At 67.5% G+C, this 11,787-nt stretch carries 9 protein-coding genes and 1 pseudogene; 6 read left to right on the forward strand and 4 right to left on the reverse strand.

All coding sequences use genetic code 11. The features are described 5' to 3' along the window. The 3 genes from VGI62_RS07710 to VGI62_RS07720 all read left to right on the forward strand — a co-directional run. A partial coding sequence (locus VGI62_RS07710; protein WP_331503822.1) for a heterodisulfide reductase-related iron-sulfur binding cluster occupies positions 1-921 on the forward strand: 921 nt, incomplete at its 5' end. Positions 922-1,270: 349 nt separating this feature from the next. Then, positions 1,271-1,888, forward strand: coding sequence for a glutathione S-transferase (locus tag VGI62_RS07715; RefSeq protein ID WP_331503823.1), 618 nt, complete (start codon positions 1,271-1,273; stop codon positions 1,886-1,888). 36 nt (positions 1,889-1,924) lie between these two features. Next, a complete protein-coding gene (locus VGI62_RS07720) occupies positions 1,925-3,409 on the forward strand; it encodes an MFS transporter (protein ID WP_331503824.1) in 1,485 nt (494 codons plus the stop codon). Here the strand turns inward: VGI62_RS07720 and VGI62_RS07725 are convergent. The 3 genes from VGI62_RS07725 to VGI62_RS07735 are packed head-to-tail and all read right to left on the reverse strand — an operon-like array spanning position 3,406 to position 8,249. Next, positions 3,406-4,962 (reverse strand): long-chain-fatty-acid--CoA ligase, encoded by a 1,557-nt coding sequence (locus VGI62_RS07725; protein WP_331503825.1) that lies wholly within the window; start codon positions 4,960-4,962, stop codon positions 3,406-3,408. The genes VGI62_RS07720 and VGI62_RS07725 overlap by 4 nt on opposite strands. Positions 4,963-4,999: 37 nt before the next feature. Then, positions 5,000-6,292, reverse strand: a complete 1,293-nt coding sequence (locus VGI62_RS07730) for a hypothetical protein (protein WP_331503826.1) — start codon at positions 6,290-6,292, stop codon at positions 5,000-5,002. 34 nt (positions 6,293-6,326) lie between these two features. Next, on the reverse strand, positions 6,327-8,249 hold the full coding sequence (locus tag VGI62_RS07735; protein ID WP_331503827.1) for a PQQ-binding-like beta-propeller repeat protein: 1,923 nt from the start codon (positions 8,247-8,249) through the stop codon (positions 6,327-6,329). A 217-nt stretch (positions 8,250-8,466) separates the two neighbouring features. Between VGI62_RS07735 and VGI62_RS07740 the strand changes: the two are divergent. Further along, positions 8,467-8,607: pseudogene (locus VGI62_RS07740) on the forward strand (LacI family DNA-binding transcriptional regulator); the annotation flags it as partial. A gap of 77 nt (positions 8,608-8,684) precedes the next feature. Then, positions 8,685-9,122, forward strand: coding sequence for a cupin domain-containing protein (locus VGI62_RS07745; RefSeq protein WP_331503828.1), 438 nt, complete (start codon positions 8,685-8,687; stop codon positions 9,120-9,122). Positions 9,123-9,234: 112 nt separating this feature from the next. Here the strand turns inward: VGI62_RS07745 and VGI62_RS07750 are convergent, their stop codons facing one another. Continuing rightward, positions 9,235-9,768, reverse strand: a complete 534-nt coding sequence (locus VGI62_RS07750) for a hypothetical protein (RefSeq protein ID WP_331503829.1) — start codon at positions 9,766-9,768, stop codon at positions 9,235-9,237. 161 nt (positions 9,769-9,929) lie between these two features. On the opposite strand from VGI62_RS07750, the gene VGI62_RS07755 reads away from it, so the two are divergent. Beyond that, the gene (locus tag VGI62_RS07755; protein ID WP_331503830.1) at positions 9,930-11,570 is read left to right on the forward strand and encodes a S10 family peptidase; all 1,641 of its coding nucleotides are present in this window, start codon (positions 9,930-9,932) and stop codon (positions 11,568-11,570) included. Positions 11,571-11,787: the final 217 nt, after the last annotated feature.

Consider the following 11,787-nt stretch of genomic DNA (forward strand, 5'->3'; position numbering starts at 1 on the left):
CTGATACCCGCTGTGCTCGCGCGGCCCGGCCGGCTCCGCAAAGCGTTGGCGCTGGGCCGGATGGCGCGGCCGCTCGGGTCGGCCCTTGAAGCCTGCGGGTTCCGCCAACTTGCCGCCCTGTTGCGGTTGGTCCCGAAGGCCGCGCAGACGGCCCCGCCGCCGCGCCGCGCCTATCGGGCTGAGGGCGCCGTGCGTGGCCGGGTGGCGCTGCTGCAGGGGTGCGTGGAGCCGGTCATGGCTCCCTCGATCCGGGAAGCTGCGATCAGCCTGATCACCCGCGCGGGCTTCGAAGTCGTGCTCGTTGAGGGCGAGGGCTGCTGTGGGGCGCTCTCCGAGCACCTGGGCCGGGCAGACGAAGCTGCCGCGTTCGCGGCGGCCAACGTGCGGGCCTGGACGCGAGCCGGTCCGTTTGACGCCATCCTCACCACGGCCGCGGGATGCGGCACCACCCTGAAGGCCTATGGCCGCCGCTTGGCCGGCGATCCTGGCGCGTCGCACGCGGGCGCAATCGCCCGCGACGTTCTGGAGTTCATCGGCGAAATCGGATTGCCGCCGGTGACCCGTCCAGGCGCCTTGAGCGTCGCCTACCATGCCCCCTGTTCCCTGCAGCATGGCCAAGCTATCAAGGCGGGTCCCGCTGCCCTCCTGTCGGAGGCCGGATTTGACGTGCGCCCGATCGCTGAAGGCCACCTCTGCTGCGGCTCCGCCGGGGTCTACAACATCCTGCAACCGGAGCTGGCCGGTCGTCTGCAGGCGCGCAAAGCCGCCAACATCGCGCGCACGGGCGCTGCGGTCGTGGCCGCGAGCAACGTCGGCTGCATTGCCCAGATCGCGCCGGTGGTCGGCGCGCCAGTTGTCCACCCTGTCGAACTGCTCGACTGGGCGACTGGGGGTCCCAGGCCTGCGGCCCTTGCGCCCTAGATGGGTGCGTAGGCGTCGCTGAGTGGTTTGTCGTTCGGGATCGGCGCTTCGGCCCCGCCGGCTCCGCCGGGCGGTCTGCGCGAGGTGACGAAGTGGTCCCAGTCCGATGGGCCACCGCGGCGCGGACGCACGGGGCGGCGTGAGGAGCGGAGACGGGCGAGGAAGTTCTCGAGCGTCTCGTCAGATCCCGTTAGATCGGGTTTGAACTGTCGATCAGCCATGGCGCGCGCATATACTCCAAAACGCGTCGAAACGCCACAGCGAGTCGTGAAAAAAGGGTTAACGAGTGAGTCGTTGACGGCCCTTGCGGCGCCCCCCTACGGTCGCTCCAACCACCAGGGGATACGCCATGAACCTCCATACCTCCATCGGCCCGAACCCTCGGGTAGTGAAGATGTTTCTTGCCGAGAAGGGGCTCGAGATACCCTTCGTGACGGTCGACTTGATGGCCGGCGAGAATCGCAAGGGACCATATAACGTCTCGGTCAATCCGGCGGGCCAGACACCGGCGCTGGAGCTCGACGACGGCTCATATCTCACCGAGATCACCGCGATCTGTGAGTACCTGGAGGAGCGCCAGCCGAGCCCGCCCCTGGTTGGCGCAACGGCGGAGGAGCGCGCCCAGACGCGGATGTGGACCCGGCGCGCGGACCTGAAGGTTTGCGAGCCGATGGCCAATGGCTTCCGGTTCTCTGAAGGCCTGCCGATGTTCCAGGGGCGCATGCGTTGCCTGCCGGAGGCCGCGCCAGGACTGAAGGCGGTTGCTCACGATGGACTTGAGTGGCTGGAGGGCCAATTCAAGGGCCCATGGATCGCCGGCGAGCGGTTCACCCTTGCCGACATCCTGCTCTTCTCATTCGTCGACTTCGGAGGCCAGGTGGGGCAGCCCCTGGATCCGGCGTTCGGCAAGCTCACCGACTGGTTCGGCCGCGTGAAAAGCCGACCCAGCGCAGCTGCGAGCGCCTAGAGGACACCATTCGCCCGCGAAGGGGTTTGAGGTTCGATGCCGCCGCCAGCGCCCCCCGACACCACCTCCTTCGCAACGACCCCACGCGCCGAGGTTGAGGACACCGACGCCCATTCACTACCGGGCATGCCAGACGGTTTGCCGGTACCGCGTCGTTATTGGTCGGTGGCGGCGATCTGGCTGGCGATGGCGATGTCGGTGCTTGACGGCGCCATCGCCAACGTCGCCCTGCCGACCATAGCCGGCGAGCTGCATGCCAGCGCCGCCTCGTCGATCTGGATCGTCAACGCCTACCAGTTGGCGATCACCGTCACCCTGCTGCCGTTGGCGGCGCTTGGCGACCGCCTGGGCTACCGGCGGGTCTACATGGCCGGGTTGGCGGTCTTCACCCTGGGTTCGCTGGGCTGCGCGCTTTCCCATACGCTGCCTACGCTCACGACGGCGCGGGTGATCCAGGGCCTGGGCGCCGGCGGGATCATGAGCATCAACTCCGCCCTCGTCCGCTTCACCTATCCGAAGCGGCTCCTGGGGCGAGGGATCGGGCTGAACGCCTTGGTGATTTCGGTCTCGGCGGCCATCGGGCCGACCGTGGCGGCGGCGATCCTGGCCAAGGCGTCGTGGGAATGGCTCTTCGCGATCAACGTGCCGATCGGGGTCCTGGCCATTGCGATCGCCTTTCGGGCGCTGCCGGTCACGATCGGCTCGCCCCGCAAGTTCGACTGGGTCTCGGCGGTGCTGAACGCGCTCACCTTCGGATTTCTCATCACCGGGGCGGAAAGCGTGGCGCGCGAGGGGTTGGCGTCGGGTCTTGCCAAGCTGGCCGTGGGCGCGGTCGCCGGCGCGCTGCTGACCTGGCGGGAGGTGCGCCGGGAGGCGCCGCTGGTGCCCTTCGACCTCCTGAAGATCCCGATCTTCGGTCTCTCCATCGCCACCTCGATCGTTTCATTCACCGCCCAGATGATGGCCTATGTCGGCCTGCCCTTCTATTTCCAGACCGTGATGGGCCGCAGCGCTGTCGAGACGGGCCTGCTCATGACCCCCTGGCCGATTGCTGTCGGGATCGCCGCGCCTTTGGCCGGCCGCCTGGCGGACCGGCACCGGGCTGGCACCCTGGGCGGTATCGGGCTCAGCCTGTTCGCCGTGGGACTCTTTCTGCTCTCACGACTGCATCTGGGCATGACCAACGTCGACATCGCCTGGCGGATGGCGCTCTGCGGCCTGGGGTTCGGCTTCTTCCAGGCGCCGAACAACCGGGCCATGGTCACCGCGGCGCCCATGCACCGAAGCGGAGCAGCCGGCGGGGCGCTCGCCACGGCGCGCCTGCTCGGCCAGACCACGGGCGCGGTCAGCACCGCGGTGTTCTTCCACCTGGCGGGTACGCACGCCACGACAACGGCTCTCGCCACCGCATCGGGCCTCGCTTTGCTCGCCGCCGCGGTCAGTCTGTCCCGCCTGAAGCTCGCCCCGCGTCCGCGGCCCGATCCGCCCGACCAGATCGGCCAGATCCCAGCCGGACCTTAGCCCACGTTGCGGGTGCGACCCTCCCAGTAGGGCTTGCGCAGTTCGCGCCGCAGCACCTTGCCCGAGGCGTTGCGCGGGAGGGCCTCGATGAAATCCACCGACTTGGGCGCCTTGTAAGCTGCGATGCGCTCGCGGGCCCAGGCGATGACCGCTGCCGGATCGGGCGCCCGGCCCCCCGCCGCTACGACGATCACCTTCACCGCCTCGCCCCAACGCTCGTCGGGCACTCCGATCACCGCGGCGTCCGCGACACCCGGGCAGCCCAGGATCGCGTTCTCGACCTCGGCCGGATAGATGTTCTCGCCGCCGGAGACGATCATGTCCTTCACCCGGTCGTGGACGAAAATGTAGCCGTTCTCGTTGCGGTAGCCTGCGTCGCCAGTCTTCAGCCAGCGGTCCGCCGTGAGGGTCTCAGCCGTAGCTTCCGCGCGGTTCCAGTAGCCGGCCATCACCATGCCGCCGTGAATTGCGATCTCGCCGATCTCGCCCACGGCGGCCTCCTTGCCGTCATCGTCGAGGATGCGCACGGCCATGCTCGGCCAGGCCTTGCCGCACGAGCGCAACAACTCGGGTCGGTGTTCAGCGGGCGAGAGGAAGGTCCCTGCCCCGGTGGACTCGGTCATGCCGTAGAACTGAATGAAGCCGCATCCGAACCTGGCGGTGGCGGCGGCCAGCACCGCCTCGCCGATCGGGGATGCGCCATAGGCCACACTCTTCAGGCTGGAGAGGTCCGCGCCCTCAATCTCCGGCGCCTGCAGCAGCATGTTGATCATCGCCGGCACGAGGAAGATGTGGGCGACCTTCTCCGCCTCGATGAGTTTCAGCACCGCCGCCGGGTTGAACTCCGGCAAGAGGATGACCCGCCCGCCGGCGGCCAGGCCGGAGAAGCTGATGTTGGTCCCGGCCACATGGAACAGCGGCATGACGATCAGGACGGTGTCGTCGGCCCCGTAGTCGAAGCCCTCCACCTGCGTCCGCAGCTCCAGGAAGGCGGTGTAGTTGCGGTTGTCCAGCCGCACGCCCTTCGGCAGGCCCGTCGTGCCGGAGGTGTAGAGCTGCAGGACGTCGTCGCTGGCCACCGGCGAGGTGAGCTCCGGGAATGGGGCGCCATCGCGCAGGGCCTGATAGCTGTCGAAGCCCTCGCAATCCGCACCGACGCCGATCAGCCGGATCGGCCGGTCGACCTGGCTTACGACCATCTGGCCGGCGGCATAGAACTCAGGCGTCACGAAGAACAGGTCCGCGCCCGAGTCCTGAAGGATGAAGGCGATCTCCGGTATGGCCAGGCGCGAGTTGATCGGGGCCAGGCACACCCGGGCCCGCGCGGCGCCAAAGAAGATTTCGAAGAAGGCCTCGTTGCTGCGGCCGAGCCAGGCGATACGCGCGCCGGGTTTCGCACCGAGGCTGGCCAAGAGGCCCGCGACCCGGTCGGCTCGGCTATCAAGCTCGCTGTAAGTCAGGGTCCGGTCTTCGCACTGGATGGCGACCCGCTCGCCGCGGTGGGCGGCGTGGATGCGGGGAATGTCGGCGAGGAGTTTGATCGACGGGTTCATGCACCAGATTGCTAGCCGATCAATTGGGCCGCGCCAATCAACGCAGTGTCAGCCGCACGAAAGCCATGCCGCCGCGAGGATCGCCGCCATAGGCGCCGGCGAGCGCGCTTGGGACAAAGTCGAAGGCGTAGAAGCCGCCCAGGCCAAAGCTGACGTGCTGGGAAAGCGGCCAGTCGCGGATTGCGCCGAGGGAGACCTTGCCGACCGTGCGGGGCGGCCCCGCGTGGCCGCCGGCGCTTTCGAGTTCGTCGTTCTCGACCCGCTCAGCCCGGCCGAAGATCGTCCAGGCCGCGTTGGGCTTGAGCGCGCTCTCCAGAACCCATGCGTCGAGGTCGACACCCTCGATGGACCGTCGCCCCCAGGCCGCCGTGCTCGACCACCAACCGCCGCCGCCGAGCGCGACCGTGTGAATGGCGCTCGCCGAAAATTTGGTCTGATCGATGCCGGGCGCAAGCTGCTCGGGGCTCTTCTCGTCGGCCCAGGAGGCCTGCAGAGACCAGTTGGCGGTTGGATTCCAGGAAACGCGCAAGGCCGTCGAGTCCAGCGGCCCGGTCTCGATATCGTAGCGGTGCTGGTCCGGCTCGCGGCCATTGTAGGCCGAAGCTTCGAGCTTCCAGTTATCGTGCACAAAGCCCGCACTGACGACGCCGAAGCTGATGTGGGTCGAGTCCAGCCAGTGGTGGCTGATGGGCGCTTCGGGACTGTCCATCACCGACAGCCGGTGCATGAAAGCCGGCGGTCCGAAGGCCGGCTCGCCCGGCAGACCGGCGTAGATGAACGCACTATCGCCAGCCGAGAGTTTCCGACTGTAGCTGGCTGAGAGCTCCATGAAGAGGTCGTGCGGATGCTGGCGGTCGACCAGCGGGGTCTTGCCGTCGGCCGTCTCGCCGCTGGCCAGCAGCAGCGGGTAACCGCTCTTGCCCATCAGGGGGTCGGGACTGACAATCGCCCGAAGCTGCAGCGTGCCAGGCTCGCCCACCGGCCGCTGGGCCATTCCCATCAACATGCCGGAGACGAAGGCCTTCTCGTCGCCGCGAGGCCCCTCCTGCTTGTCGTAGACCCCGTTCAGCACGCCGTGGAACATCAACATCCACGGCCCGCGCGTCAGGTTCAGGCCCTCATCGGGCGAGGCGTCCGGCTGCCACGAGGTGCCTGAGGCTTCTCGGGTCATGGAGTAGGGGCCATAGGCGCCGGTCATGGCGTGGCTCATGGCCATTCCCGGCATGGCCATATGCTCATGGTCCATGTGCTCATGGTCCATCCCCTGCATCTCCTGCGCAGCTGCAGGCGAAGCGATCGCCAGCGCGGCGGCGAGGAACCGGGCGGTCATGGCTGTTGGTCTAGCCGAGGCCGGCGCCGCGCGGCTAGCGCCCATCCACTGAAAAGGCCATGAGCACGATCCCCGACGCGCCCGAGCGGCCTTGGTAGCCGGAGCTTACGTAGACCACGCCGTCGGCGATGGTCGGGCCTGCGCCATCCATCACACCGCCCTTTGCCTCGCGGCCCGAGACGGTGGTCACTGGCGCGGTGGTGTCGAAGTCCCAGAGGATCTTGCCGGTCGCCGCATCGTGAGCGCGGAAGTGGCCATTCATCGATCCGGCGAAGACCACGCCCGGCATGACGCTGACGGCCTGCGAGACCGCCGAGGTGCAGAAAACGTTCTTCCAGGGGCACGCGACGTTGGGACCCGGTTGCGACCAGAGGAGCGCACCATCGGCGATGCGGAAGGCGTAGAGGCCCGGCATGGGCTTCTGGACGAAGATGTCCGAGATCCCGACGTAATAGTTGTTCTTGTCCGCCGCAGGGCCGAACTCAACGCCACCCAGGGGGCCGCCGACGCTCAGCCGATATTCCCAGATCACCTTTCCCATGGCGTCTGGATCCAGCGCGTAGACCTGGCTCGATTTCTGTCCAACCAGGATCACCTGCTTGCCGCTTGCCAGCGTGTGCAGCACAGGCGAGACGCCGAAGTCATAGTCCGGCCCGGTCGGCGAAGGGCAGTTGGCGCGCGGGTTCGGCGGGTAGCAGCCTACGATGTAGTTGTCGCCCTTGGTCAGCTGGTTCGTCCAGCGCACCGCCCCGCTTGCCAAGTCCAATGCGACGACCGCCTCGGCATTGTCGATGTTGATGTCTGTGTAGCTGTCGCCGGTCGCCACGTAGAGGACGCCGCGCTTGGCGTCGATCGTGGGCGCGGCCCAGATCGCCGCTCCCGCCGGCCCGTACATCTGCACGCCCTTGGCGTTCTTCTTGAAGGGCTTCGGCTCGGGGGCCATGAAGGTCTCCCAAAGGACCTTCCCGCTGGACGCATCGAGGGCCGCAACCGCCCCACGAAACTTGCAACACTCGTGCGCCTCGTCGGCGGCGATGGCCTCCTCGGCGGAGGATACCGGCACATAGAGCCGACCCGCGTGCAGCACCGGCGAGCCTGTCATCTGCACTTCCGACTGCTGGTCGACCAAGGATTTCCAGATCAACTGGCCGGTTTCCGCGTCCAGCGCGTAGGCCGTGCGTTCGGTCCAGCCGGTGAAATAGGCCGCATAGCGGGGCTTGCCCTTGGCGCCCGACAGCCTGGCGATCACCACGCTGCTCCGCGAGCCGCCCGGAACATCGAAGCGCCAGTAGGCGCAGCCGGTCTTGGCGTTCAGGGCATAGACCGCCCCCGAACTCGAGGTCAGGAAGACCCGGCCGCTTGCGACCGTCGCCTGCCCGTTACGGGTGCCGGCGTAGGCGAAAGCCCACTTCAGCTTCAGCCGGGGGACGTCGGCGGCGTTCAGCCCGGGCGTCGGCTGGAAGCGGCTTTGCGTCTCGGCATTTCCCCAGCCGTTCCACCCGTGGCCATCGAGGGTCATAGTCGGGGGCTTGTCCTTGCACGCCGGGGCCTCCATCGCGCCGGAAGCCAGGCCGCTGCCTTTGCGGGTGGAAAGGTAGGCCGCGACGGAGGCGATCTCGTGCGGCGCCATCCCTGCCGCCATCGGTCGCATCACGCCCTCCAGAAGGGCCGAGACGATAGAGGCCGGAGTGTTGTCGGCGATCGCCGATTTGGCCGGAATGCGGCCGCTCGGGTTGTCGTGGCAAGTGGCGCACTTCTGTTGATAGAGCTTTTCACCAAGCACCGGGTCGCCGCCGGCCCCGGTGAACACACCCATCGTCCCGTTGCTGCGCTCGGCCGTCGCCGCGCCCTCCACGGGAAGTGGCGCGGGTGTCGGCTGCGCGCGCGCCGCCAGGAAGTCCGGGGCGAAGGTCAGGGCGAGGATCGCGGCTGCCGCGGCGGTCTGCATGGATTTCATCGATCGTCGCCCCGAATGGCCGCCGTGATATTGGGCGAGACCCCAGTCGGCGCCTAGGGCGCCGGGGCGAGCGTCCCGTCATCGCGGCTATCAATGGTCAAGATCGACGACGCGCCGCCGCTAGAGTCACCGGCGTCAGGCATTCGGCCTGTTCCCGTCGGGCCGGCCGAGGCTATGAGAAAGGCGGTGATCGATGAGTGGGAAGGACTCGATCCAGATGGCGAAGCGCGAGGCGCCGAAAAATGAGGAGCCAGGCCTGGGCGGGGGGCCCCGCCGGCGACCGACGATCAATGACATCGCGCGCCTGGCCGGGGTCTCCAAGAAGACCGTCAGCCGGGTGATCAACGCCAGTCCCTGGCGGTCGACGTAGTTGATCACCATGACAGCGCTATCGTTCCGCTGGCGGGCCGCGGGTTGGCGCGATAGGTGATTTCCATGAAAATTGCTCTGGCCGGGGTGCTGGCGGCATCCCTGATCGTTGGCCCGGCCGTCCTGGCGGGGTCTGTCCAGGCCGCGCCGGATCCGGCCGCCCTGGCCTACAAGCTTCCCGATCAGATCGCCTGGCTGGGCGACCCAGTGAAAGGGCCGCTGACGTTTGTCCTATGGGGCGATCCAACCAAGGCCGGCCCCTACGCCATGCTGGTGAAATGGCCGCCCCACCAGATGAGCCGGCCGCACACCCATCCCAACGACCGGCACATCTACGTGATAAGCGGGATCTGGTGGGTCGGGACCGGCAAGACCTTCTCGCCGGAAACCACGACGCCCATCCCGGCAGGCTCGGTCGTGACCCACTTCGCCAAACAGTTCCACTACGACGGCGCCAAGGATGAGCCGGCCGTGCTGGAGATCGTCGGCGAGGGCCCCCAGTAGGGGCCGCATCGCAGGGCATCGCTGCTTCACCGACGAATTCCAGGACCAGCACGAGGACGCGTCGACCTGGTGAGCAGCCTGGTCGGGAGATCCTGGTGGGCTTTCGCTACAGCTACTGAGGGGGCCTACCCTCTGTTGCAAGACAGAGGTGCGGGCGTTCATCCTCGACGCCTAAGTCAGGTCCCGGCTCCCCGGTCAGGCGGGGGCGGCAATCGTTTGGAGCGGAGGCGGTGTTGCTGAACCTCAGGCCAAGGCCGAGGCTCTGGCTTGCATAGGGCGCAAAGCGGCTGCCGCCGAAACGGTTGCCGAAGTTGGTTTCTCCAACGGCGATGCTGGCGGCGCCGGTTTTGCCGATCGGGATTTCGCTGGCGACGTATGCGCTGCGATAGCCGCCTGACCCGACCGAAACGTCAACGACGCCGTGCACCTTACGCGGTTCGGACCCTGGCGTGACTCCGCTTGCCGTCTCCCTTGGCAGTTCAGCGGCGGGCGAAGTCTTCAGATAGTTGTCGATCTGCTCAGTGACGCTGGGGGGCGCGCCGGACCCCTGGGCTGTCACCACCGCCTCGGGCTCGGCCGCCAAGGCCGAGCCGGCGAAGGCCGCGGCGATGAGGAGAGGGGACAGCAGTCGGAGGCTCAGGATCATCAACCCTCTATGGGCCCCGCGCCTCTCCGGAATAAGGCGCTGCCGCAATGCTCCGGCAACACGGTTGCGCAAAAAACGCTCCCGGGCGCGCCGGGGGCTTTGTCGCGCCCGCGAGCGACGCTTCCGTCTGCGCGCTCGAAGTCCATATCCAGGGGTACCGCATGATCCGACCGAGTTTTGCCGCAGTGATTGCGCTCGGCCTTTCCGCCACCGCTTCGCTGGCCCAGCCGCCCGGCTCCGCCAAACCGTCCGCAGCGGCGAGCGCATCTCGCAGGGACAATCCGGATGAGCCCGCCGCCGCCAGCGCTGTCGAACGTCGCACAGATCGCGGCCAGGCCGCGGGCGAGCGTAAGATCCCCGACGCTGACGTCGCCACGGCCCCGGCCCATGAAACCGAAAAAGCGTCCCATCACAGCGTCACCGTGGCGGGCCGCACGATCCCGTACACGGCCACGGTGGGCACGCTCACCTTGCGCGACGACGACGGCAAGCCGACCGCCAGCATGTTCTACGTGGCCTATGTCGCCGAGCGGGCGAAGGGCGAGCCGGAGCGGCCTGTGACCTTCCTCTACAACGGCGGGCCGGGTTCGGCGTCGTTGTTCGTGCACATGGGCCTGTTCGGGCCGGTGCACGTCATGACCGACTCGCCGAACGCTACGCACGCGCCGCCCTACACGCTCGCCGACAATCCGAACTCCCTGCTCGACAAATCTGATTTGGTCTTCCTTGACGCCATCGGCGCGGGCTACTCGCGCCCGCTCGGCGACACCAAGGGGACGGCCTTCTGGGGTGTCGACCAGGATATCGACGCCTTCGCTCGCGGCATCCAGCGCTACATCACCCTCAACCACCGCTGGAATTCACCGAAGTTCATATTCGGCGAAAGCTACGGCACCACGCGTTCGGCGGGCCTTGCCTACGCCCTGCAGGAGCGCGGAATGCAGCTGAACGGCGTGCTGATCCTTTCCTCGATACTCAACTACGGCGTCCGCGACGCCGGCTTCGACCACATGTACGTCACCTATCTTCCGAGTTATGCGGCCACAGCGGTCTATCACCACAAGGCGCCGACGCCGCCGGACCTCACGGCCTACCTGCAGGAGGTGCGCGACTGGGCGAGCGGCCCCTACCAGGTGGCTCTGGCCAAAGGCTCGAACATCTCCGAAGCCGAACTTGACGCCACGGCTCGAAAGCTGAGCGCGTACACCGGCCTCTCGGTGGACTTTCTGAAGCGGGTCAACCTCAGGGTGGACCTGCAGCGGTTCCGCAAGGAGCTTCTGCGCGACCAGCGGCGGACCATCGGTCGCTATGACTCGCGCTTCACCGGCATCGACAGCGACGCCGCCGGAGACAGCGCTGAGTACGATCCCTCCGACACGGGAATCCACGGCGCCTATGTAGCCGCTCTTCACGAGCACCTGGAGAAGGATCTCGGCTACAGCTCCGACCTGAACTACTGGCCGTCCGGCCCCAACATCAACCGGGCCTGGGATTGGAAGCACAAGCCGCCGGGCGCCTCTTTCGCCGCCCAGGTCGCCGACACAGCCCAGGATCTCGGCGCGGCCATGCGCCAGAACCCGCACCTGATGGTCTATTCGCTGAACGGGCTCTACGACATGGCCACTCCCTTCTTCGGGACCGAGTATGACCTGGCGCACATGCAGCTCGATCCCACGCTGCGAGGTAATGTGCGCTTCGCCTACTACCCGTCCGGCCACATGGTCTATCTGAACCAGGACGCGCTTAAGTCGCTGAAGACCGATGTGGCCAGGTTCTACGACGAGGCCGTGGCCAAGCGCTGAGCCGCTCGCCACGGTCGAGCCGCCGGCCGTGCATCGTCGCAGGTTTCCGGACGGTGACCCGCGACGCGCCACCCATCCTCAGTCCACGGCCCATCGTCGCGTTCTTCCGGGATCTGCAAATGCCGGAGCTCAAGGCCGCGCAGTCCGATAGCCTCGGGCGGTTTCGCGGTCGGGCGCGCCCAGCCCTTGCGGCGCAAGTGGGACCGTAGGCACACTC

The sequence above is a fragment of the Phenylobacterium sp. genome (assembly GCF_036495085.1).
Lineage (GTDB): Bacteria > Pseudomonadota > Alphaproteobacteria > Caulobacterales > Caulobacteraceae > Phenylobacterium.